Source organism: Bradyrhizobium ottawaense (genome assembly GCF_900099825.1).
Lineage (GTDB): Bacteria > Pseudomonadota > Alphaproteobacteria > Rhizobiales > Xanthobacteraceae > Bradyrhizobium > Bradyrhizobium ottawaense_A.
The window spans coordinates 5802466-5824839 of sequence record NZ_LT629693.1 but is presented as its reverse complement, the minus strand read 5'-3'; the positions used below and the strand labels follow the sequence as shown (position 1 = coordinate 5824839).

The following is a 22374-nucleotide window of genomic DNA, read 5'->3' as shown; positions in this document are numbered from 1 at the left end:
ATCAGTACGTCCGGATTTGATTTGCGACAGCACAGCGAGTGCCGTCGATCGGTTCCGCCAAAGTTGGGACGCAGTGTTGTCGATCTTATCGAGACACACGGCCACGCAGCGTAGTGACATCCGTAGACTGGACTGCTGACGCGGCATTTCCCCAGGTATTGCGAACATAGGTCAGGACGTCCGCAATCTCTGTGTCACTGAGATTCCAACCGAAGGACGGCATGGCGGGTGCGGTTGGGGCAGCTGAAGTGGCGGCAGCACGACTGCCGATCAGAACGACGCGAATCAAGGATGTCGGATCAGTGGACTGGACCAGGGGCGCTTGTGCCAGGCGCGGGAACAGGGTTGGAACGCCGGCGCCGCTAGAAATGTGGCATGCCGCGCAACGGTTTTCATAGATTGCCTTGCCCGCGACGATGCGTGTGTCATCGTGCGCCAGCGCAATGGGCGTTTTCGCACTTCGAGGAGCACGATCCTTCAGATAGGTGGCGATCGCGAGAAGATCGGCATCTGTCATATGAGAGGTGGAGTTCTCAACGGCCTCGGCCATCGGCCCGGACGCAATGTCGAAAGAGTTGGCACCGGTCTTAAGATAGCGGACGATGTCTTCCGTAGACCAATTACCGATGCCCATACGGGGATCCGCGGTCAGATCCGGCGCATACCAATCCTGCAACAACGCCCCCTGCAGGGCTTCCCCACCCCGATCGCCGCCCGTGATGTTCTTCGGTGTATGACAGGTTCCGCAATGGCCGAGGCCTTCGACCAGATAGGCCCCACGGTTCCACACATCCGACTTTGCCGGATCGGATTGAAACACGCCGGGCTTGAAATTAATCAAATCCCAGGTGGATGTTGCCGGCCGGCGGACATTGAACGGAAACACCAGCTGATTCGACTGAACCTCGTTGTGCACCGGCTCCAATGTGCGCAGATAGGCCCAGATCGCCGATACGTCTTCGCGAGTAACTTTGGTGTAGGCGGGATAGGGCATCGCTGGGTAGAGGCGAGCCCCCGTTCTCGCGATGCCCTCATGCATCGCCCGCCAGAGATCCGATTCGGACCAGGCACCGATCCCGGTCGCAATATCCGGCGTAATATTTGGACCGACCAACGCTCCGAATGGCGTCTCCAGCGCAGTGCCGCCGGCAAATGGCTTACCAGCCGGCGCAGTGTGGCAGCCGACGCAATCGCCGAGCACGGCGAGGTACCGGCCGCGCTCGATCTTCTCGAACGCCTGGTTGTCTTCCGCCGCGCGCGCGGCAGCCAGGCCGATCGCGCAGGTCGCGAGCGTAAGAGTCATCAGAAGATTGCGCTTTCCCATGCCAATACCTCGGGGTGCTGGCTGTCAAATCTGCACGAGCGGGCCGGGACTCTTCAGGTAGTGGTTTACGATCGCGTCTGCCGCCCAATAGGCGAGCGCGCCCACAGTATCCGTGGGATTATATCCGGGGTTCTGCGGGAAGGCCGTGGCACCCATGACGAACAAGTTGGGCACGTCCCAGCTCTGCAAATAGCGATTGAGCGCGCTGGTCTTGGGCTCGACACCCATAATGGCGCCCCCGCAGGTGTGCGTTGTCTGGTACACGGTGACGTCGTAATGACCGCGACGCGGGTGCTTCTCAAACTGCCGCGGTCCCATCTTCTGCACGACCTCAGCCAGCCGGTCCGTCAGGTATGTCGACATCTTAAGCTCGTTCTCGTGGAAATCGAACGTCAGGCGCATCAACTTGCGGCCGAAGCGATCCGTGTAGGTCGGATCGAGGTCGAGATACACGTCGCGATAACTATAGCAGCCGCCATGCGTGACGGCCTCATAGCTGCTCAAGTAGCTCTTCGCCACCGCCTTCTTCCACTCGGCGCCCCATCTCGGCGTTGCCTGTGGTGTCCTCGCAGTCTGGATCGGTCGGCCATTGGTCTGCACCGCGCCCATATAGCCGCCCCCGACGAAGCCATGCGGTCCGTGATCGAAATTGTCGCCGTTGAACTCGTCGATGCACATTCCGATCGAGCCCGACGCGATGAAGGGATTGAAGATCTTGTCGTCGAAGAACGCGTCTACGCTGGATGTGACTTGGTAGGAATAGTTTCTCCCGATCACGCCCTCGCCCGCGCGCGGATCGTAGGGCTTGCCGATTCCCGAGTGCAGCAGCAGGTGCACGTTGAACAACTGGAAGGCGCAGAGCAGCACGAGGTCGGCGGGCTGCTCCCATTCGTTGCCACTGGTGTCGACATAGGTGACGCCGGTGGCGCGTTTTCCTGATTTATCCAGGTTGATCTTCGACACCTCGCACTGCGTGCGCGCCTCGAAGTTAGGGCGGCGGATGAGTGCCGGCAGGATCGTGGTCTGCGGACTAGCCTTCGAGTAGTTGCCGCAGCCGAACCATTCGCAGAAGCCGCAATAGGTACAAGGGCCTATCGTGACGCCGAGCGGGTTCGTATATGCCTGTGAGAGATTCCCGGAAGGTTGCGGGAAGGGCTTGTAGCCCATCTCCTGAGCGGCCTGTGCGAACAGCGTCGGGCCGTATGGCTGCTTCTGCGGCGGCGTCGGATATTCGCGGGAGCGGGCTCCCTCGAAAGGATTGCCGCCCGCCTCTATCCGCCCCTTTATGTTTCCGGCTTTGCCGGACGTGCCGCACAGATACTCGAATTTGTCGTAATGGGGCTCGAGGTCGTCATAGGTAATCCCCCAGTCCTGGATCGTCATGTCCTCGGGCAGGAATTTTTCGCCATAGCGCCGCACCAGATGCGTTCTCAGCTCGAAGTCGCTGGGCAGGAAGCGCCACGTCTCGGCATTCCAATGCACGCCGCCGCCGCCAACGCCATTGGGCGGCATGAAGGATCCCCAGCTACGGATCGGCAGCGCCGTCTGATTAGCGTTGTTACGGAAAGTCATCGTCAGCTGCTCCGGCCGCAGGAACAGATCGTGGCGGATGCGGTAGCGCAGCTCATCTTGCGCATAGGCCGGCGGGAAATCGGTCGCCGTGTCGCGCCACGGGCCGCGTTCGATCGCCACCACGTTCAATCCGGCACCAGTCAGCTCATGCGCCAGGATGGAGCCCGTCCAGCCCAGCCCGACAATCACCACATCAGTTGCTGGCAATTTGCGCGTCATATTCCCGATACTCCGGACGAGACTTATTGCGCCTTTGGCGCCTATTCGGGTCGGCCCGCAATGCCGACGGGTGGCAGCGGATACCGCTCGTTGTGCCGCTCCACCCAGTCACGGTAATCATAGCGCGCGCCGGGAAATCCGATCATCTTCCAGCCGACCATGTCGCGGTTGCCGCCGTAAACGGGGTCTGAGAAGAACCCCTCCCGCGTGTTCTGCAGCAGATACTCGAAGAACGTCCGACCGCTCGTTCCTTCCAGCTGCACCTGACCTTTCTCCAGCGCGAAGATGACCTTGTCCTTCTCGTCATCGGAAAGCTGGACGAAAGATTTTGCCGAGTAGGTGGCGCGACAATATTTGTCCAATGCGGCCAACGCCTGGCGGTACCGCGCTGCGGGGGTCAATGGAGACTGATCGCCCTGCTGCGGCGTTCCGTCGGCAAAGGGCCCGTCCATGTAGAGCCCCTCAGCGCGGCCATAGGATCCCGCAAGTTGTCGGTCAATGAAGACCGCACAGCCGACATCCTTGCCCCCCGGCGTCTGCGGGTCCGGGGGGATCAGCCGGTCGACGAGCGCTTCGATCGCAGCGCCTTCCTCCGGAGTGAAATACACCCATGGTCCAGGGTGCACCGCTGTTGGTGGAGTGCCGGCATTTGTTGCCCACGGCAAACTGCCCTTGACGACTAGCGCCCGGACGGAGGTCGCCGAGAACACCAAAGTCATGGCGGTGGTTATGAGTAATTCGCGGCGGCGCATGCCGGGATCAGAGCGCGATGAGCCGGGCATTCCCTCCCCGGCACTATCAGCGCCGGGGGCTATCTTACCGATACCGTTGGCGTTCAGTCGGATTTCTTTGGCGACCATAGTGCTCCCCTGGATCGTGAACACGGAATTCCAAGGTGGCGACGCGTCAAGACAAAAGTATAGCACAGTCTGAACGGTTCTCAAGTCGCGTGCGTCAAGTTCAGCAATTTAGGTCGCGGCAACGCGGGTGTTGGGCGTGGCACTTTGGGGCGTCCGGTGCGCCGGGCGTTCCTGAAAGAGCTTGAGCATGAAGTGATCGTATATTGCAAAGCAAATCCACAAATTCGAATCATCGAAGCGATAGATGTGTTGCTCAAGCAAGAGAGATTTACGAGTGGGCTTAAGTGAAATTACATCGAGGCATTAGCGTGACCGCTTCCGGTCAATAGCGTCGGTTTGACGCTCCGCACGTCACTTCCGGTCCGCCCTCAACTCCGGACATTCTCGGCGCTCGTCGCGCATGTCTCAAAGGTGCCAGACTCGGAAGTGGCGTGACTTCCGCATCGGGTTTGCTCCACCTCACAAAGCCGCTCGGGCGCGCTTAGTCACTGTGCGCTCCGGTACGCACTGGCCCACTGCGACGGCTGCGTGCCGCATTGCCCCCAAGAGCAATGCTAAGGGGCATTGATTTGAAGCGGTTGATCCTTGCTGGCATATTGGAAAGGCGACCAAGACGTTTGCCGAGGTTACTCATCCTCGATCCCGTCGAAGACCCTGACGTTGTTGATGAGGACCGGCTCCCCTTTGGTTGTCCCGGACCCCTGCTGCGCGCGCGCCGTCGCGATGAGAGAGACCCGCCCGCCAAGACAGCCAGGGCCGATCTCCGCGTGATGCAAGCCTTCACGGCAAACTCCGTCAGTTGATTCGACCAACCTGTGCTATGGCTAGAATTTCATAACGATGAATGACGACTTTTCGGAACGGTCATCGCGATCGCGACGATGGCGATGACGACCATCACGACGTTGAACATCAGCGCCATGCTGGCGGCGGAGCGGACGTTAACGTTGTCGGTCCTTCCCGTTGCGATATCCGCAATGGGGCCGAGGTCTTGCAAATGGCTCAGGCTAGTGAAGATCGCCGCGGAAATGGCGACCCCGAAGGCGGCGCCGAGCGATGAGGCCATCTTGTAGATGCCGGAGGCCGATCCCGCCTTGTCCTGCGGAACGTTGGACAGAGCCGCGTCGGTGGACGGCGTTGCGTAGAGGCCCAGTCCGATGCCGAACAGCGTGAATCCAATGAATGCCGCGACAAGATATTGGCGCGCCAGCAGGAAGGTAAAGGTCGTCAGCAGAATCCCCACCGCGGTGACCCAGCAACCGATCAGCATCGGACTTCGCGGCCCCATCTTCTGCAGGAGTTTTTCGCCGACCCGGATCGTGGACAGGATGGCGATCAGGTAACCGGCGGTCAACAGACCCGATTGCAGCGAGGACAAGCCGGCCTCCTGCTGAACCAAGGTCAATGTCACCAGCAAGGTCCCAGCTGCGCCGTTGAGCAGGAAGTTCGACAATGTCGCGCCGCTGTACGTTATGTTGCTGAACAGCGCGAGGTCGACGAAGCCGGATCCGCTCCTGGTTTCAGTCCTGAGGAAAACGGCGGCTGCGACGATGAACAGGGCGGTCAGGAGGAGTACCGTCGGGCTCACCCAACCGAGTGCCGAGCCTTGTCCGATCACGACGTTCACTGCCACCATGGCGATGATGAATGTGACCAATCCGAACCAGTCGAAAGGCTTCCGTTCCACCGTTTCGACCTTGCTCTCCGGAGTACCCCTGATCAGGAGAAAGCTCGCGATCGCGACAGCGATCGACATCCAAAAGATCCAGCGCCACCCCATCGTCGACGCAACGAGGCCGCCAAACAGCGCACACACACCAGAGCCGCCCCAGGAGCCGATGGACCAGAAACTCAATGCCCGCTGGCGTTCCTTGTCATCGAAATAGGCTTTCATCAACGCCAACGTCGCCGGCATAATGCAGGCGGCGGAGATGCCTTGAATGACGCGCCCCGCCATCAGAAACATCGCGGTTCCGGGTGGCGAGAGCGCGATCAGAAGCGAACCCAGGATACTCAAGGCAAGGCCGATATAGGTCAGCTTCACCCGGCCAAATTGATCGGCCAGTCCGCCGGCGACGACGATAAATATACCCGAAAACAGTGCGGTGATGCTGACCGCAATATTGCTCTCGCTGTTGGTGATGTGCAGGTCGTCACGCATCGTCGGCGCGACGTTCAAGGTCGTCTGGGCAAAGAGCCAGAAGGTAACGACCGCCAGGACAATTCCCAGGATCAACCGGTTCGTACCTTCGTAGGTTGGTGCGGCGGTAAGGCTCAAGGTCGCATCGGTCATTTGGACATTCTTCGTCTTTGTCGAAGTGAATTCCTGGACGGCGAGAGGCGAACCGACGTCGGGAGCAACCATCGGATCCTCCGCGCGGAAGGGCTCCTCACTGGAGTATATCTAGAGGTCCATGCCGGTAGATCCGGCCGCCCTTCATGACGAAGTCCACCTTCGTCGTAGCGGCAATATCCTCTAAAGGATCTCCCGGCATCGCGACGATGTCGGCCTGCCGGCCCGGCGCAATTGCACCGAGATCATCTCGCTGCAACAGTTCCGCCGCGACGCTTGTGCCCGCCTTCAGCGCACGCGCGGGAGCGAGACCCGCCGCCACCATCGCCTGAAACTCGAGAACGCCTTCGCTGAACGGGAACATGCCGCAGTCCGTTCCGTAGGCTACTTTCGCCTTGCTTCGTGCGATGCGTTTCTGCGCGTCCTCGATCGCGGCGACGTCGCGGCGGAATTTCCAGACCGCATGCTCGGGAAGCGTTCCGGCCACAAGAAGCGCCTTGTCCTCACGCGTCATTTGCATGGTGGGAACGAGAAACGCTCTCGCTTTCTCCGCCATCGCGACGCCCTCGTCGTCGATGAGGTAACAGTGCTCGAGGCTGCGTGCGCCGGCGCGCAATGCCTGCTTGCATCCCTCTGCGGCTCCGGTATGAACCGCCAGCGGCAGGCCAAGCTGCTGCGCGGTTTGTCCGAGAGCCTGCATTTCATCTTCGAACCAGGTCACTCTGGCCGGATCGTCGCCAGCGCTCATATATCCGCCGGTGTTCATGGTCTTGATCCAGTTGCCGCCGAATGCGTGCTCCATACGGACCAGCTCGCGAATTTTCGCCGGTGAGTCCGCAACCCTGGACAGTCCCATATGGCATCGGCACGGGAACATGCCCTGCATGTCGCCGTGACCTGCTGTCGCGCTGATCATGTGGGGAGCAACGATCAGACGCGGTCCGCGAGCCATGCCGCTGTCGATGGCGTCGCGCAGGTTGACGGTTGGCCATTCCGGATCCAGCGTGCCCATGTCGCGAAGCGTCGTGAAGCCGTAGCGCATATATTGCTGGGCGTAGTGAAGTCCTGCAAGTGCTTTGGCAGGTGAGCACTGCAGCGTTTGCCGCGCCAGATTCAAGCCGTCGACGCAGAGATGAACGTGAGTGTCGATGAATCCGGGAGAAACGGTGCGGTCACTCAGATCGAGGACTTTCGCGCCACTCGGACGGCCGACCGAGCTCGATACGTCTGCGACAGCGTCGTCTTCTATCAAGACTTCCGTCGGGCCGAGTATCGCGTCGCTCAGGCCGTCGAACAACTTTCCGCATACGATGACTGTTTTTGTCAATCTTGCCTCCGCTGGGTCCTGAACTCCGCGGCAACCGTCGTCAAACGACCGTCATCTAGTGCATCCGGTGTCTAGGATCTCTCGGCATCCTTCGAATCTTCCTTTGCGATACCCGAATCGTGTTGATCCCTGATTTTCGCAACCGGAAGCCGCCATCCGTGCCTGATCGCCATGACGCGGAGCGAGAAGCATGAAATCAGCGCTACCGCCGTCACCGGGGCGACGGGTAACTGCAGCATGTGCCCGACCACAACGATGGCTGCGGCTGCCAGTGCCGCGACGGCATATAGTTCTGCACGGAGTACTGTCGGAATCTCTGCCAGCAGCACATCACGGACCATGCCGCCGCCGATCCCGGTCACCATGCCGAGCACTATCGCCATGACCGGGTTCAGTCCGTGGGCCAGCGCTTTCGATGAGCCCGTGACGGCGAAGAGCGCGAGACCCGCCGCGTCGAAAAGAAGGACCGAGTTCGACATCCGCACAATCAAGGACGAGAAGTAGAAAGTGATGATGCCGGCGAAGAGCGACACGCCGAGATAGCGCCAGTCGTCGACCGCGCCGGGAGGAACGGCGCCGATCAGCAGGTCTCGGGCGATGCCTCCCGAATTCGCCGCCGCGAACGACAGCACCAGAACGCCGAACAAGTCCAGGGCTCGCTTCACTCCCGCCAACGCTCCGCTAAGCGCGAAGACGAAGGTGCCCGTCAGATCAAGCACAAGCGGAAGCTTTTCCATGATACCGCTTTCCGACGTTAGGCCGGCAACCAGGCGCGGGTCGCGACGACCAGTGTTTCCACGCCGGTTCGCAACGTGGGGTGAAGAACGGGTGCGAACTTTGGGCTGTGATTTACCGGAAGTTCATTGAGCTTATTCGCCGCTTTTGCCTTTGCGTAAGTCTCCGGATCGGTGCCGCCGACGAACCAGAAAACCGAGGGCACGTGCCATTCGGTACCGAACGATCCGAAGTCCTCGCTGGCAGGGGCAGGCCCCGTTTCTCGGACGCGCTCGGCGCCAAAATGCCCTCGGAACGCTTCAACTAACCGCTTGCTGGCCTCCCGGTCGTTTACATTGAGTGGATAACGGTCCAGCGTCGTGATCTCTGGTTTGCGAGGGGCACCGGAGGCTGCCGCCTCGGCATTAACGATCCGCTCGATCGCATCCAATACGCGCGTCCGCACGCCGGCGTCGAAAGTCCGCACGTTCAGTTTGATGATGGCCTCGTCCGGAATGACGTTTTCTTTCGTCCCCGCCTGCAGCACGCCCACGGTTACGACGGCTGCCTCCGCAGCAGCGACCTCGCGCGAAACGATGGTTTGCAGCCGCAGCACCGTCGCAGCCGCCATCACCACCGGATCGATGCTCGCCTGCGGCATCGACCCATGCGCGCCACGGCCGAACAGGCGAATCTGCAAGCTGTCCGCCGCCGAGGTGATTGCACCTGCGCGTCCGGCAACCGTGCCCGACGGCCCCACCATGACATGCTGCCCAAGAACCACATCCGGTTTCGGGAAGCGCTTGAACAACCCGTCGTCGATCATGGCCTGCGCGCCTTCCGCCGTCTCCTCGCCGGGCTGAAAGACCGCCATTATTGTCCCGCGCCACGTCGTCCGGGCGTCGGCGAGCAATTTGGTGGCGCCGACGAGCCAGGTCACGTGCATATCGTGGCCGCACATATGACCGACGGGGACGTCGTTTCCGTCGCGATCCTTCGCCGTGATCTTGCTGGCATAGGGAAGGCCGGTCGCTTCCTCGACGGGCAGTGCGTCCATGTCGGCGCGCAGCATCACGGTCGGCCCGTCGCCGTTCCGGAGAAGGCCGACCACGCCGGTCTTTCCGACACCTGTCGCGACTTCGTAGCCGGCCGCACGAAGACGGTCCGCCGCCAGTCCCGCCGTGCGCGTCTCTTGCATCGACAACTCGGGATGCGAATGCACATCCTTGTAGAGGTCGGCCAGATCGGGGAGCAAGGCGTCAAGGTTGCGTAATGCTGGATCGGAAGGGTTTGCGCTGCTGGTGTTCATGGACTTCTCCATCAGCATGACCGAGGCAACGCAGCTTTTTCCTTTTCTTTTGCCGGCGCAAGCAAATAGAGCGGAAGAAAAACCGAAAAACTGACCTTTTCGTCGGCGACGCGGAAGCGCCGCAGGACGGCGGCATACCATCCGCGGATGGCCGCCGCGCGCTGAACCGAGGTGCCCGCCCAACCATCCAACGCCTGCTTACGAACCACGGCAAGCGGAGTTTCCGGACCGCTCGATCGCCAGAAACGTGATCGTGCCTGGCGCAAACGATACGGATCCCGCGGCGGTCGCCGCGCCCTCGATCGCTGGAAGATCGCCGCTGTCGTCAAGCTTGAGCGCTGCCCCGTTCAGTTCGACACCGCCGTTCTGGAGCGGCTCGGCCGACAACGTGTAGCGCTTGCTTTCGAGCGGCGTGTCGACGGCGGTCTCGGTTCGTGAATTATTGATTACAAGAAGCGTCACGCCTCCGGGCGCGCCGTGCAGGCAATGGGCGTAGACATGCTGCCCCTCCGCGATTTCGACGCCGGAATCCAGAACGGTCGTTCCCATCAGCCTTCGCCACAACAGCGCGCCCCAGTAATTGGGTCTGGGCTTCAGCGTCTTCTGGTCGAGGAGCCCGTAATCGCTCGCCGCCAGCGTGTTGTGGATCACCACTTGGACGCCCTGCTTGGCCAGGCGGCCCAACTGGTCTAGATAGCGGAAGGTATCGAGGAAGGTGGAGGCCCAAGGATTTCCGCCGCAGGCCGCATCGGCGGTCTCGGTGACCCACATTGGCTTTCCGGGCTCGAACTCGTCACGAAGGTTGCGGTAGAAGGCGAGCGTTTGGTCCGTGCGGGCGAGCCACTCTTCGGAGAGCGCTGCATCCGCGCTCGTCTGCGGCATTCCGGGCGTTCCTGCGCATCGTCGCGAGGCCGCCCCATAGTGATGGTAGGAAAACGCGTCGATTTCCTTACCCATCTGCTGAAGCATGTCACGTGTCGCGACCGTTGCCTGAGACCCGTAGCGTATCATCGCGTCGGAAGCGGTCGTCTCGCCGACGGCGCCGGGGCCCAGGATGCGCATGCCTGAAGCCACTTGCCTGGCGAACGATGCAAAGAGCTTGAAGTCGCGACCGAAGGCCGCCGCATCGTAGCCTTTCGGCGCGCCACCCATCGTCGCCATCGTGGGCTCGTTCATGAATTCAGCCGCCGCGATGTCGCCGCCGACCGAACGCGTGTAATCGAGGAATTCTCTGGCCTGTCCGGGTGTCCAGACGCCGTCGGCATCGCGAACCCCCGGACTAATTGCCATCGACGTCACGATCCTTGTATCGGTCGCCGCCGCGAAGTCGACGACACCCTTCCACCGTTCACGGCTCAGCACACTATTGAAGCCCGATGGCGGCGACGATGGCGCCGGCTCCGCATCCGCAAAGTACATCGTATTCGCCCACGTACCGCTCACGCGGACGTACGCCGGTCCCAGAGCCGCCGCGAGCCTGCGAAGTTTTCTGTTCGAAAGATCGACCGGCGGCCGGTATTCATAGAGATTGGGGTCCATGCCGGCCGGGACACCCGATCTGTCCGGAGCGCCGCTCGTTTGGCCGCTCGAAGCCGAACCATACGGCTTCCAGAACATCCCGCCGGTGACTTCCAGCATTTCGATATTATAGGACTGGTACCGCTCGTTGATCGAGCCGACGCGCGTCATATTCGCGGGGGACGCGATCTTCATCGGCGGCTCCTGGGCATGAGCATGAACGGAGAGCGTCGCGATCGACGCGACGACGATTGCAAAGGCTGCGAACACCTGCACCATGGGTGACCGTCCCCGTCCGGAGCGCGCTAAGTGGCTTTTTCTCGACGCCATCTTGTCCGGAGCGTGCCTGCGCCACGGTCGCCTGCGCCCGGCCTCGAATATCCGCTGATATGGGCTCGCCGTCGACCGCGCCCGGCACATCGCATTTGCGCGGATGCTGCGGTCTCCTAACTCCATCGAGAGCGTCTTCGTTCCCACACGCGCGGAGGCCGACGCTTGATGCGGATCAAGACTCCCTCCGGGTGTGCGGTCGTCAGCGGCTGATTCCGGGTGCGGGCAAGGAAGGTGACTTTGGCTTGTCGGCCTTCTTGGACCAGGAGCGGTAATAAGCGACTGCGGTCAGTAAGGCGATACCGACGACACTGACTACGATCTGCATCCCGATCGCGTCGGAGATTTCGACGAGCACGACGTGGGCGCCGACCGCGAAGAAGACACCGACGCAGAAGACTTCGAGCGATTGCTGGCCGCACTTGATGAGCGGCCGGAATATCGGCCATTCGAGGCCCCGCCAGTCACGCGGCAGGAACCTGTTGAGGAAGAAGGCAAGAACGACGAAATGGACGAGGCGGTAGAGTGCGAGGTTGGTTTTGTCGTTGGGATTGAACGCATCGTAGAGCCATGCCGGCATCCCATGAGCGATCTCCGGAAATCGCCCCGCCATCGTCATGACGAACGCAAACAGCAGGTAGGTGCTGCCGAGCCATAGCAACGCGCGCGACCGGATCAATGGCCTCGCCTCGATCGAGCCACCTAGCGCGAACCACCCGCCGAAAATGAAAAGAAACTGCCAGCAGAACGGATTGAAGTACCACGATCCTGTCGGGAAAGCGGCCAGGTTCCAGCCGAAATGGCGTGCAGCCAGATACAGCAGGAACGAAGCCGCCAGCGTCAGGTTCGGCAGTCGCAACATCGTCCAAAGAACCGGCGGAAAGGCGACCATGAGCAGGATATAGAGCGGCAGCACGTCCATGTTGACGGGTTTGAACGCGAGGATCAGTCCCTGGTAGAGCGTCTCTGCCGGGTTGGCCATGAAGCCGGCGACGTTGAACTCATTCGCGAGATTCGGATCGGCATAACGATGCGCGAGATACCCGATCTCCGCGATGTACATCACGAACAGGACGATGTGGGCCACGTAGATTTGCCATGCACGCCTGATGAGGCGAGTTCCTCCGATGACGAATCCTCGCTCAAGCATAATTCGCGCATACACGAATGAGGCCGTGTATCCGGAAATGAAGACGAACAGATCGGCCGCGTCGCTGAACCCATAGTTGCGCTGGGTGAGCCAGTTGACCACATTGTTCGGTATATGGTCGAGGTAGATCGCCCAGTTGGCGAAACCGCGCAAAAGGTCGAGCCGATAATCGCGGCCCTTAGGCGGCAGTATCGTCCGGATCGTCATGTTGCCTCGCCAGCCGTCCCGGCTTCCAGACCCTAGCCCCGGTGGGGGACGTTAGCGAAAACCCATGCGGCATAGGCCTGCACGAAGCCTCTCAGGAATTTCCGCGTTCCGTCGTTGACGAGCTTTCCGCTCGCGTCGAGCAGCTTGTCGGCGACGCCGATATAGGCTTCCGGCTGCGCCATCGCGGGCACGTTGAGGAACACAAGCGACTGCCGCAGATGATGGTTGGCGCCGAAGCCGCCGATGCCGCCCGGCGAGGCGCTGACGACGGCGCCCGGCTTGCCGCTCCAGGCGCTCTTGCCATAGGGCCTCGATCCCACATCCAAGGCGTTCTTCAACGCGGCGGGCACCGAGCGATTGTGCACGGGGGTGACGAAAAGGACCGCGTCCGCCGCCCGAATCCGCTCGCGGAACGCCGTCCATTCTGCCCGCGGATCGTCATCGCCGTCTTGGTTGTAGATTGGCAGTTGGCCGATCTCGACGATGCCGAGCTTCAGCCCGGCGGGCGCCAGTTCGCCGAGCGCGTTGGCTACCTTGCGGTTGATCGAATCCTTCCTGAGGCTACCGACGATCACGGCGACGTCTCGGGGCTTGTCCATGCGGATTACTTTCGATGTTTTTGAAATTTCGCTTCGATCGATCCCCGAAGAAATCGATGGCTCTTCGATCGGGAGCGGGCTGCGGCTATCCGATCTGAACCGAGAGCATCGAGATCGAACCGCCGTCGACCCCCTCCACCGGGAATTTGACGCGCTCCTTGCTCTGCCGGGCGGCGAGGACATACAGCAGCGGCAGATAGTGGTCGGGGGTCGGGATGGACAATGCCGCGTCGCGTCCCAGCGTGTCGTAGTTGACGAGCGGCTTGTATTCGCCTGCGAGCATCATGTCCCTGGCCGCATTTTCGAAACGAACCGCCCAGTCGTACGGGTCGCTCGGATGGCGCCCCCATGCGTAGGTATGGAGGTTGTGCACCAGGTTGCCGCTGCCGACGATCAGCACGCCTTCGTCCCGAAGCGGTGCGAGCTTCTTGCCGATCTCGAAATGAAACGACGCCGGCTTGGTCTCGTCGATGCTGAGTTGCACGACGGGAATATCGGCGGCGGGATAGACGTGCCTCAGCACGGACCATGTGCCGTGATCGAGGCCCCATGAATTATCGAGCTTCACTTCGAGAGGGGCGAGGAGTTGTTGGACGCGGCGGGCGAGTTCGGGATCGCCGGGCGCGGGGTACTGCACTTCGTAAAGTTCGCGGGGAAAGCCTCCAAAGTCGTGAATGGTTCGGGGCGCCGTGGTGACCGTGACGCCGGTCTCGGGGACGTACCAGTGCGCGGACACCGAAAGGACGGCCTTGGGTCGCCTTGTCTGCTCGCCGATCTTCCGCCAGGCGCCAGTGTACGCATTGCTACTCAAGGCGTTCATCGGGTTGCCGTGGCCGAAGAAGATAGCGGGCATCGGGTCGACCATGGTCTTCTCCTTCCTGCAAGTTTCGCGCGACGGAGGCGGCACGACCCTAGCACCAGGCGCTCGATCGCCCAAGCGCCAACGAGGTCAGCAAACCCGCATGCCTTGAGCCGGTGGCCGGGTGAACCGGGATCCTGTTGTCTGTCCGCAACAGCACAATTGTTCCTGCGGCGGAACGCCGATTTTGACTCCACACTCTTGGAAAGCCGAGCGTAGGCTTGGCATGCCGGGGAGTATTCGCAGCGGACTCTTACCGCGACGGCGAGTCCAATCAACTCACGCATCTTGGCTCCCAGTAAATTCTTTCTTTGCCAGCCGTACTGAGGCCGACATATCCCCTGATGGTATCGGGACTGAGACGGCCGAGCTCCTCGGTTCCCGAGGTCAGTTGATGGCGGTATTCATTCTAATTGAGCATGATGATCGTACTCTCCAGACGTGGCTGATGGCATATCTTTCAAAGCGTCCGCCGACATTCACACGTTCGTCGACAAGAGATCAGAACGAGCCATGTCGCGGTTGCCGCCATAGATTGGATCGGCGAAAAAGCCTTCCTGGGTATTTTGCAGGAGCAGCGCAAAGAAGTCCGCGCTCCTGACGTCTTTGAGCACGATTGATCCGCCCTCCAAGCCGGCCAGCACCTTGTCCTGATCCGCCGGCGCAAGGTCGCGAAACACTTTTCCGCCGAACGCGCCCTTGATGTAGTCGGCCAGCGCTTTCAGGCCGGCACGATAACGTGCCGCGGGAGAGTCGGGAAGCTGGTAACCTTGCGTGGCCACGCCCTGCATGAATGGCGGCCTGGTATAGAAGCCGGCCGCATGTCCGTAGGGTCCAGCCAGTTGCCGGTCGATGAAAATTGCGCAACCGGCATCCTTGCCGCCCGGCCCGCGATCGTCAGACGGAATCAGCCGATCGACCGCCGCTTCGATCAGCGACGCTTCTTCGGCGGTGAAGAACATCCAGGGTCCAGGGCGGACCGGCAGCGGAGGAGTGGCCGTGCCGGGCGACCATGGCATCGCACCCGAAATCGTTCGAGCGCTCCCACTCGTCGCACTGACAAGCAAACAAGCCGCTGTCGAATACAGCAGCGATCTGCGGGACAATTTGGCTTCGAAACCCTCGTTCGGCATTCGCTTTTTCCTGGTTGACGTACCACATCAAGCGCTTTCGTCCCCTCGCGAAATTCGACAATGAAAATATCGCTGGAATTATTTATGATCGTTCTTCGAACGATTGGAGCCCTGGTGATGGTGCGTTACGCATCTCCCTTTTCACCCTTCGTTTGCACCAACCGACCGCGCCACCCTGCGGCCCGCAGGACGTCTACGGCTTCAATTGACCAGGCAGCGCGAAGATCGCGACCCAGGCTGGCCCGCTGTCCGTCTGGATAATCGGGTTCTTCATACCGCCCGAGACCGCCACGTATTGCGTGCCGCCCAGCATATAGGTCGAGATCCCGCCGCCGATGGGATCGCCCAGATCCATCTTCAGCAGCACGCGTCCGCTGGCCGCGTCGAAGGCGAGGAAATTCCCCTTCGTGTCGCCAGTGAGAAGCACGCCGCCTGCGGTTGGCGTGACTGATGCCACCATCGAAGTGTCGGCGTCATATTTCCAGAGCACTTGGCCGCTATCGGCATCAACGGCGGTGACGTGGCCGAACCGCTGGTCATTCGGGTCCTGGTCGCCGAACCCGTTGGAAGTTCCGATAAACGGCTTGGGTGGGTCGTGCTCCAAGCTTTCGGGTCGGCGAGCTTGAGCGTCGTGGCCCAGTCGATGGTGGAAACGAACAGGGCGTTGAGGGACGGCGAGTAGGATGGGCCATACCAGTTTGTGCCGCCTTGCGTGCCAGGCAGGAAGCGCGTTCCTTCCGGTGTCAACGGTGCATCGACGTTCTCGATCCGCGTGACCGGCGTCTGGTAGAACACCTCCTTCAGATCGCGGCTTAGGCCATAGAGATAGCCGTTTTTCCCTGCCGCCGCGACCATCTTCCGCCCGGCTTTGGATGTGAACAGGATTGGGCTCGCAGCCAAGTCCCAGTCGTGGAAGTCGTTCTTCACCAGCTGGTGGTATCCCTTCAATTCTCCGGTCCTCGCGTCCAGGAAGACGACGCTGCTGGTATAGAGATTGTCGCCCTTGCGGTAGTCGCGGACGAAGTCCGGCCCCGGGTTTCCGACCGGCGAGTAAAGCAGCCCGGCCTCAGGGTCGAGCGCGTAGGAGGAGTACGTGCCCCCGCCCGCCTTGACCCGATTCGGATCATCTGGCCACGTCTTCGCGGCGTCACCGGTTGAGGGAACCGTGTCGAAGCTCCAGAGGCGCTTGCCAGTCTTCGCATCGAACGCCCTAATATGGCCGATCCCGCCGTAGTCGCTTCCAGCGTTGCCGAGGTAGACGCGCCCGTCCCACACAACGGGTGCAGCCGTGTAGAACTCGCCCGCGTTGGTGTCGGCGCCGATCACGTCCCAGATCACGTCGCCGGTCTTCGCGTCGAGCGCGAGCACATGCCCATCGACCAGTCCTCTGAATACCCGGCCGTCGGCATAGGCGACACCGCGGCCGAGCCGGCCGGGGCTCGCAGGATACTTGAGCTCGTGGTGTCGCACCCAGCGCTGCGTCCCGGTCCGCGCGTCGATCGCGTAGGTATTCTCCCGGGTCGTTACGTAGATTGTGTCGCCGATCATGACAGGCTCCGACTGGAAGCTCATCGTCTCCGGAAGCCGGAACCGGGCCACCTCCTGGAGGGACGCGACGTTCTTCGTGTCGATCTCCGTCAGCGGGGAAAACCGCGTGGCGTCGTACCCGCCATTGTATCCTCGCCATTCGGTGTCCGGCTTCCGACTGTCAGCCTGACCGAAGGCACCCGTGGCACCCGCGCACGTCAGGACGGCCCAGGTGACGATGGTGGCGTATCGATTGAGGGGGTCCTCCGAGTAAGAGTGACGCGGGCATCGAACGAGGAATCCAAGCGGTTCCTCGCCGGAAACGCTTCCCCGCCGAAAAGGTTCCACGGCCAAGCCGGCGGTTGTGAACTGCCAGTCGACGGCGGTGCCGGCGGCATTGCGCTCGTCCTCCCAGCGCGCGATGCGGTGCTCGAGCGTGTCCTGCCGGGCGATGCGGCGCGCGCGGAGAGCTTGGCGTGCCAAGGTGCTCAGTTCGATTTCGGCGACGTTGAGGCACGAGCCATGCTTCGGCGTGTCGAGGAACTTGAGCCAGTCGGCCAACCGTCTCGTCTCCGTTGGGCGGAAAGACATCGTAAAGGCCGGCGGCCGAATTCGAACAAAGCGCGCCCAATCGCCGCGACGCTGGTGCGCCGTCACGCGACATGGCCCTGGAGCCGCTCGCAGGCGAGGAACAAGCTTACCACGCCGTGGCGGACGTAAGCGTGATCGTAGCGCTCGACTGACCCGGGCTGGGCGGCAGCGGTTCTCGGCTTCGCCGAAGAGCTGCTTGAACGTCTCGTCGAGGCAGACCACCGTCACCCGGTACTTCTTCATCGCCGACCCCAGCCGTCCCAGCATACGCTCGATACCGGCGCCGAGCGTAACTCCTCACATCACCGCTGATGATGCAGCGCCGCTTTCGGCGTCGCGATTTCTGCAGCGGTCTGGGCCCTACTCGCAGTGACAGATCGGCAGCGAGGCTTGCCGACCAATGCTGAAGTAACACTGTGGATAGGCGCCGTACCATCGAATGCCAGAGTGGAACGGATACGACGACGTCCGCTCAGCTCTGACCTCCTCTGTCTTTCATTCAATATTGAGAACAACTATTCCAGCCCGAGCGCAGTCCTCGTCGGCCTGGTTGGTAGATGCGCCACTTACGCCGATGGCCCCTTGCAGCTCTCCCCCTCGCCAAATCGGAAGGCCGCCTGGCCGTCTGATGTTGGGTGCTCCCATTGCGGTCACTAGGCCAGTTCTCGGAAAGGGATGAAACTCCGTCAAATCTTCACTGGGGCGGCCCTCCTGGGCCGCAGCTATCGATTTCCCGATCGATCCTTGTGAGGATTCGACAGCCGCTCCATCCATGCGCTGATGCGCAATCAGATGGCCTGACGGATCGCACACCGAGACGCTGATGCGAGCGGACAGCGCACTGGCTCGAGAAAGAGCCCCGGAGATCGCCTGATTGGCTTCTGAAAGTGTGACTGTCACCGGTTTCGTCCCGGCCGCTGCGGAAGTACTGACCAGTCCTCATCGATCCGAGTGATTGCCTTACCACAATGCCGAGCCTTAATCTCCGCGTTAGCCGCCCTCGAATCAATTATCTTCATGCGGAAATCTCCTGTCCTTTGCGAGATGCCCCCGGAAGTACGAAGGAACGGACTGTCCATTTGTGGTGTTCCCCACTCACTCAATTCAAAAGTTGGAGAGGAAGTGATTTCCGAAGAAAGCCAGCCCAAGGTGCGCGGCCCTTGCCCTATCAATGCGCACAACCGTCCACGTGTTTGTTACTGCTAGACAATTTCCGCGCGGACTTTCTACGGACATGGGCCTCCACTCCTGGGAACTCCAATATGTGCAAATTCAGCCATTCATTCGACGAACGCGTGGCCGGTCAGCGCGGCAAGTGCTTTGCTTAATGGTGGGGCAAACGCAACCTTCGCCTGGTTGCCGCCGTGGCATTTGATTTGAAAGTGATTACTCTGATCATGATCTTTCGCGCCACTCTCGCACTGCAGCCGCTCTTTCTACGTGATCGCCGAAGGTGAAAAGTCGCTTAGCGGTTGCACGTGCATTCAATCACCTTTGTTTGGCTTGGAGCGCCCACTTACTTTCAAGCAATGTCATGAGACGAGTTTCGTCAGTCGTTATTTGGCTTCGGATCTTCTTTCGTTCGACAGCCTCGAAATCCGCTGTCGCAAGTCTGAGCCACTGCACGCGAATAGCTTCCAACTGGTCATCGATATCCCTTTGTATCTGCGCAAGTTCAGCATCTGACATAGCGGCTCTCCGGACTGATTAGTACAGGCGCATTTTCGAGGTTCACGTCACCAATCGGCGCTACCCTGTCTGCCTCTCCCTGACGAAATTTGCGAGCGACTGAAGGGGAGGAATCATGTTCTTTGCAGGCGCGCCAAGGCTTGCCTGAGATGATTCGCACTCTCGTCGAGCTTCTGACGCTCTTGATCCGACAGATCCGGCTCGAGGACCTCGACAACGCCGTCCCGTCCAATAATACTCGGTAGGGAGAACCGAAGCGTTTCGTGCCATATGTCGATCTCTATTACCGAGCCTTCGAACAGCTTAAAATGCCGGCGCAGCCGATAGGTGCTCATTCGCCCGGCCATATCGCGGATACCGATGGCCGGGCCCGCGAGGAGCTTTGGCCGGATTACAAGCAAATGCGCGACCGGATCGGCGCCGAACGCGGTTGGCCTCCGATGACACGAGCAGAATTTGATCAGGAGGCCGATGAAGGCTCGCTTTATGTGGGCTCACCGGAGACGGTGGCACGCAAGATTGCGACCACTGCGAAGGCTCTGGGACTGTCGCGTTTCGACCTGAAGTACAGCGCGGGACCGCTTCCCCACGAGAAGCTCATGCGCAGCATTGAACTTTACGGCAAAATCGTCATTCCGCTGGTACGCACCCTCCTCAACGCGACGTGAGCCGTTACTTATGCAGCTGCTCGCCACAGGTGCGAACTCGCTGTTTACATTTTGCGTGCATGATAGCCCTGCGGATCAATCTGACTCGACAAGGATCTCATGCAGGCCGCGACGGCCATCCTAATCAATTTGCGGCAAATGGTGGCAAATCGTCATCTCGATGCTACTATGGTCCAGCCGTGTATCGTTATGGAGAGCGCGGTGAAATCGGGGAAGAAAAAGGAACCGCCCCCGCAAAACGTGGCTCCGGCATCAATTTGGAGCCCGTTTCGCGGACGCGTCTTCAGACTGCTCTGGGCGGCCACCGTCGTCGCCAACATCGGCGGCTGGATGTACAATGCCGCCGCCGGCTGGTTGATGACCAGTATCGATTCCGATCCCTTGATGGTATCTCTTGTACAGGCGGCGGCGAGCTTTCCGATGTTCCTGTTCGCACTGCCGGCGGGCGCGCTCGCCGACATCATTGACAAGCGCCGCTTCATTCTCGCTCTCGAGGTTCTCGTCACTCTGGTCTCCGTGGTGTTCGCGGTACTGGTCTCTACCCATCTCGTCACCGCATGGACGTTGCTGCTGTTCGTGTTCGTCAGCAGCACGCTCTCCGCCCTTGAGGCGCCCGCCTGGCAATCCATCGTGCCGCAACTTGTGCCCAAGGAAGATCTGTCGGCCGCTGTCGCTGCCAATAGCGTTGGCGTCAATATTAGCCGTGCCGTAGGTCCGGCGCTGGCAGGCGTAATTATCGCAGGATTTGGTGTCGCCGCGCCGTTCTGGCTCGATGCATTCAGCAACGTCGGTGTGATCGCCGTATTTCTGTGGTGGCGGACTTCTCATCGCCACCTACGCACACTTCCCGCGGAACGTTTCAAGAGTGCCATCCGGACTGGCATCCGTTATTCCCTGAACAACCGGCGTCTGCGGGCCACTCTCCTGCGTGCCGTGGGCTTTTTCCTGTTCGCCAGCGCGTACTGGGCGCTTCTTCCACTAGTGGCGCGCAACCAGATCGCCGGCGGTCCCGAACTTTACGGCGGCCTGCTGGCCGCAATCGGATGTGGCGCAGTGGGTTGTGCATTCATGTTGTCGCGTCTGAAGGCAAAATTCGGCACCAACGGGCTGGTGACGTTGGGCGAAATTGGCACCGCAATCACGCTGGTTCTGCTTGGATTTGCCCGCGAACCCATCATGGCCGTTTGCGCAAGCCTGATCGCGGGGATGTCATGGATTGTTGTTGTCGCAACTCTTAATATGTCAGCCCAGATTGCCTTGCCGGACTGGGTTCGCGGTCGTGGACTTGCGATGTATGTGATGGCCTTTTTCGGATCGATGACTGTGGGCAGTGTGCTGTGGGGGGAGCTGGCCGGCCTCGCGGGACTACCCATTACGCATTTCATCGCAGCCGCAGGCACACTTCTGGCGATACCGCTGACGCGGCGATGGAAATTGCAGACCGGCGCAGGCATTGATCTATCGCCGTCCATGCACTGGCCCGAACCCATCGTAACGAACGCAGTCGAAAACGACGCTGGCCCAGTCATGGTAACCGTCGAGTACCGTATCGACCCCGCCAGCCGCGATGCGTTTCTTATAGCCCTCGAAGCGGTCTCGCATGAGCGCAAACGTGATGGCGCCTATGCGTGGGGCGTCTTCCAGGACACCGCCGACGAGAGCCGGTTTTTGGAAACCTTCTTGCTCGATTCATGGCTGGAGCACCTCCGTCAGCACAAGCGCGTGACAAATGCAGATCGCGTGCTGCAGTCACACGTGCTGCGTTTCCTCAAGGCCGAGACGATAGTCACGCATCTTATTGCCGCTGAAAGCGCAAGTGATATCAAAGCTTGAGGCAATTTTCAGCTTGCGCTCCGCGCGTCTCCCTGTGAACTGCAAGGCGAATGCAGTTCTTCGTAATCTTCCGTGCATCGGCGCAAAAACTGGCTGTCCTGGATGCGATCTCAGCCGCGGACCGACTGAACTCTGCCACTGCGAACGTCCATTGAACGAGGCCAATGCGCTGCATCCGCCAACAGCTGGTTTAGCCTTTCGCACAAATTCATGCGTACCTCGTTAGGAAAGCCCTAAACTATTCCGAATGCCTGGATTTCCTGCCCGCTCTGATGAAGCCAAGGTTGACTGCTCGTCACTAACGGCTTCGAAGCTTGCGTGGCTTTCGCCATTGCCGATGCTCCGCCTGTTTGTTGTCGTTTGCGCTGCTTCGTAGCAGCCTTGAGATTCTTGCAACCGACAGCGCTCCCGTCCGACCAGCTCGCTGCAGGGCAAGTCGCGGGTAGAACGGATCTAGTCTAGCATGCAGCAAGCGTCTGGCCGTGCATTATGCAACAATCACGTTTTTATGATTGGCCGGTCATAACCTTCCGGAAGCTCATAAAGAAATGCTGCGATATCCTGGGCGCCGGTACCCGACGGGTATTACCGTCCGGTTCGAAAGCCCCGCGCCTAAAAGCAGCTACGCGAGCGAATCATTTCTCTCGGACGG

Annotated in this window: 18 protein-coding genes and 3 pseudogenes; 2 read left to right on the top strand and 19 right to left on the bottom strand. The window is 60.6% G+C overall.

Translation table 11 applies throughout. The features are described 5' to 3' along the window. Positions 1–85 precede the first annotated feature (85 nt). The 19 genes and pseudogenes from BLR13_RS27190 to BLR13_RS42625 form a co-directional block, all read right to left on the bottom strand. Entirely contained in the window at positions 86–1324 is a 1239-nt protein-coding gene (locus BLR13_RS27190) for a c-type cytochrome (RefSeq protein ID WP_074817605.1), read from the bottom strand. Between the two features lie 24 nt (positions 1325–1348). Next, positions 1349–3115, bottom strand: a complete 1767-nt coding sequence (locus BLR13_RS27185; protein ID WP_074817608.1) for a GMC family oxidoreductase — start codon at positions 3113–3115, stop codon at positions 1349–1351. Between the two features lie 41 nt (positions 3116–3156). Continuing rightward, positions 3157–3975, bottom strand: a complete 819-nt coding sequence (locus BLR13_RS27180) for a gluconate 2-dehydrogenase subunit 3 family protein (protein ID WP_244524947.1) — start codon at positions 3973–3975, stop codon at positions 3157–3159. Positions 3976–4807: 832 nt separating this feature from the next. Then, complete coding sequence (locus BLR13_RS27170) at positions 4808–6268, bottom strand: MFS transporter (protein WP_074831052.1); 1461 nt, start codon at positions 6266–6268, stop codon at positions 4808–4810. Between the two features lie 97 nt (positions 6269–6365). After that, positions 6366–7520, bottom strand: a complete 1155-nt coding sequence (locus BLR13_RS27165; protein ID WP_283808268.1) for a metal-dependent hydrolase family protein — start codon at positions 7518–7520, stop codon at positions 6366–6368. A gap of 146 nt (positions 7521–7666) precedes the next feature. After that, positions 7667–8332, bottom strand: coding sequence for a trimeric intracellular cation channel family protein (locus BLR13_RS27160; RefSeq protein WP_074817614.1), 666 nt, complete (start codon positions 8330–8332; stop codon positions 7667–7669). Between the two features lie 17 nt (positions 8333–8349). Beyond that, entirely contained in the window at positions 8350–9618 is a 1269-nt protein-coding gene (locus BLR13_RS27155) for a M20 family metallopeptidase (protein WP_074831053.1), read from the bottom strand. An 11-nt stretch (positions 9619–9629) separates the two neighbouring features. Beyond that, the gene (locus BLR13_RS27150; RefSeq protein ID WP_143039660.1) at positions 9630–9827 is read right to left on the bottom strand and encodes a hypothetical protein; all 198 of its coding nucleotides are present in this window, start codon (positions 9825–9827) and stop codon (positions 9630–9632) included. Further along, positions 9817–11415, bottom strand: a complete 1599-nt coding sequence (locus tag BLR13_RS27145) for a hypothetical protein (protein WP_074817617.1) — start codon at positions 11413–11415, stop codon at positions 9817–9819. Before BLR13_RS27145 ends, BLR13_RS27150 begins: the two co-directional genes overlap by 11 nt. Before the next feature lie 253 nt (positions 11416–11668). Beyond that, entirely contained in the window at positions 11669–12823 is a 1155-nt protein-coding gene (locus BLR13_RS27140) for an OpgC domain-containing protein (protein WP_074817618.1), read from the bottom strand. A gap of 32 nt (positions 12824–12855) precedes the next feature. Further along, positions 12856–13422: an NADPH-dependent FMN reductase gene (locus BLR13_RS27135; protein WP_074817619.1), complete on the bottom strand. Its 567-nt coding sequence runs from the start codon at positions 13420–13422 to the stop codon at positions 12856–12858. Between the two features lie 85 nt (positions 13423–13507). Further along, positions 13508–14287 (bottom strand): 4,5-DOPA dioxygenase extradiol, encoded by a 780-nt coding sequence (ygiD, locus tag BLR13_RS27130; RefSeq protein ID WP_074817620.1) that lies wholly within the window; start codon positions 14285–14287, stop codon positions 13508–13510. 473 nt (positions 14288–14760) lie between these two features. Then, a complete protein-coding gene (locus BLR13_RS27125; protein ID WP_157793723.1) occupies positions 14761–15243 on the bottom strand; it encodes a gluconate 2-dehydrogenase subunit 3 family protein in 483 nt (160 codons plus the stop codon). A gap of 364 nt (positions 15244–15607) precedes the next feature. Further along, complete coding sequence (locus BLR13_RS42435; RefSeq protein ID WP_171944901.1) at positions 15608–15781, bottom strand: hypothetical protein; 174 nt, start codon at positions 15779–15781, stop codon at positions 15608–15610. An 18-nt stretch (positions 15782–15799) separates the two neighbouring features. Next, positions 15800–15904 (bottom strand): annotated as a pseudogene (locus BLR13_RS42640) (hypothetical protein); the annotation flags it as partial. A gap of 671 nt (positions 15905–16575) precedes the next feature. Then, a pseudogene (locus tag BLR13_RS42635) lies at positions 16576–16986 on the bottom strand (PQQ-binding-like beta-propeller repeat protein); the annotation flags it as partial. 1041 nt (positions 16987–18027) lie between these two features. Next, positions 18028–18432 (bottom strand): GlcG/HbpS family heme-binding protein, encoded by a 405-nt coding sequence (locus BLR13_RS42630; RefSeq protein ID WP_074817626.1) that lies wholly within the window; start codon positions 18430–18432, stop codon positions 18028–18030. 588 nt (positions 18433–19020) lie between these two features. After that, positions 19021–19221 carry a hypothetical protein gene (locus BLR13_RS27110; RefSeq protein ID WP_074817628.1) on the bottom strand — a complete coding sequence of 67 codons (201 nt, stop codon included), beginning with the start codon at positions 19219–19221 and terminating at the stop codon, positions 19021–19023. 113 nt (positions 19222–19334) lie between these two features. Next, positions 19335–19556: a hypothetical protein gene (locus tag BLR13_RS42625; RefSeq protein WP_157793721.1), complete on the bottom strand. Its 222-nt coding sequence runs from the start codon at positions 19554–19556 to the stop codon at positions 19335–19337. On the opposite strand from BLR13_RS42625, the pseudogene BLR13_RS27105 reads away from it, so the two are divergent. Together BLR13_RS27105 and BLR13_RS27100 are read left to right on the top strand one after the other, a co-directional pair. Beyond that, positions 19467–19889, top strand: a pseudogene (locus BLR13_RS27105) (LLM class flavin-dependent oxidoreductase); the annotation flags it as partial. The gene BLR13_RS42625 and the pseudogene BLR13_RS27105 sit on opposite strands and share 90 nt — an antisense overlap. 99 nt (positions 19890–19988) lie before the next feature. Next, complete coding sequence (locus BLR13_RS27100; protein ID WP_244524946.1) at positions 19989–21722, top strand: MFS transporter; 1734 nt, start codon at positions 19989–19991, stop codon at positions 21720–21722. Positions 21723–22374: the final 652 nt, after the last annotated feature.

What these genes read in the sequence shown, in the direction of transcription:
- BLR13_RS27190 (WP_074817605.1), bottom strand. Translation starts at nt 1,324, where the DNA reads ATGGGAAAGCGCAATCTTCTGATGACTCTTACGCTCGCGACCTGCGCG.
- BLR13_RS27185 (WP_074817608.1), bottom strand. Translation starts at nt 3,115, where the DNA reads ATGACGCGCAAATTGCCAGCAACTGATGTGGTGATTGTCGGGCTGGGC.
- BLR13_RS27180 (WP_244524947.1), bottom strand. Translation starts at nt 3,975, where the DNA reads ATGGTCGCCAAAGAAATCCGACTGAACGCCAACGGTATCGGTAAGATA.
- BLR13_RS27170 (WP_074831052.1), bottom strand. Translation starts at nt 6,268, where the DNA reads ATGACCGATGCGACCTTGAGCCTTACCGCCGCACCAACCTACGAAGGT.
- BLR13_RS27160 (WP_074817614.1), bottom strand. Translation starts at nt 8,332, where the DNA reads ATGGAAAAGCTTCCGCTTGTGCTTGATCTGACGGGCACCTTCGTCTTC.
- BLR13_RS27155 (WP_074831053.1), bottom strand. Translation starts at nt 9,618, where the DNA reads ATGAACACCAGCAGCGCAAACCCTTCCGATCCAGCATTACGCAACCTT.
- BLR13_RS27145 (WP_074817617.1), bottom strand. Translation starts at nt 11,415, where the DNA reads ATGGTGCAGGTGTTCGCAGCCTTTGCAATCGTCGTCGCGTCGATCGCG.
- BLR13_RS27140 (WP_074817618.1), bottom strand. Translation starts at nt 12,823, where the DNA reads ATGACGATCCGGACGATACTGCCGCCTAAGGGCCGCGATTATCGGCTC.
- BLR13_RS27135 (WP_074817619.1), bottom strand. Translation starts at nt 13,422, where the DNA reads ATGGACAAGCCCCGAGACGTCGCCGTGATCGTCGGTAGCCTCAGGAAG.
- ygiD (WP_074817620.1), bottom strand. Translation starts at nt 14,287, where the DNA reads ATGGTCGACCCGATGCCCGCTATCTTCTTCGGCCACGGCAACCCGATG.
- BLR13_RS27125 (WP_157793723.1), bottom strand. Translation starts at nt 15,243, where the DNA reads ATGTTCTTCACCGCCGAAGAAGCGTCGCTGATCGAAGCGGCGGTCGAT.
- BLR13_RS27110 (WP_074817628.1), bottom strand. Translation starts at nt 19,221, where the DNA reads ATGTCAGATGCTGAACTTGCGCAGATACAAAGGGATATCGATGACCAG.
- BLR13_RS42625 (WP_157793721.1), bottom strand. Translation starts at nt 19,556, where the DNA reads ATGAGCACCTATCGGCTGCGCCGGCATTTTAAGCTGTTCGAAGGCTCG.
- BLR13_RS27100 (WP_244524946.1), top strand. Translation starts at nt 19,989, where the DNA reads ATGCAGGCCGCGACGGCCATCCTAATCAATTTGCGGCAAATGGTGGCA.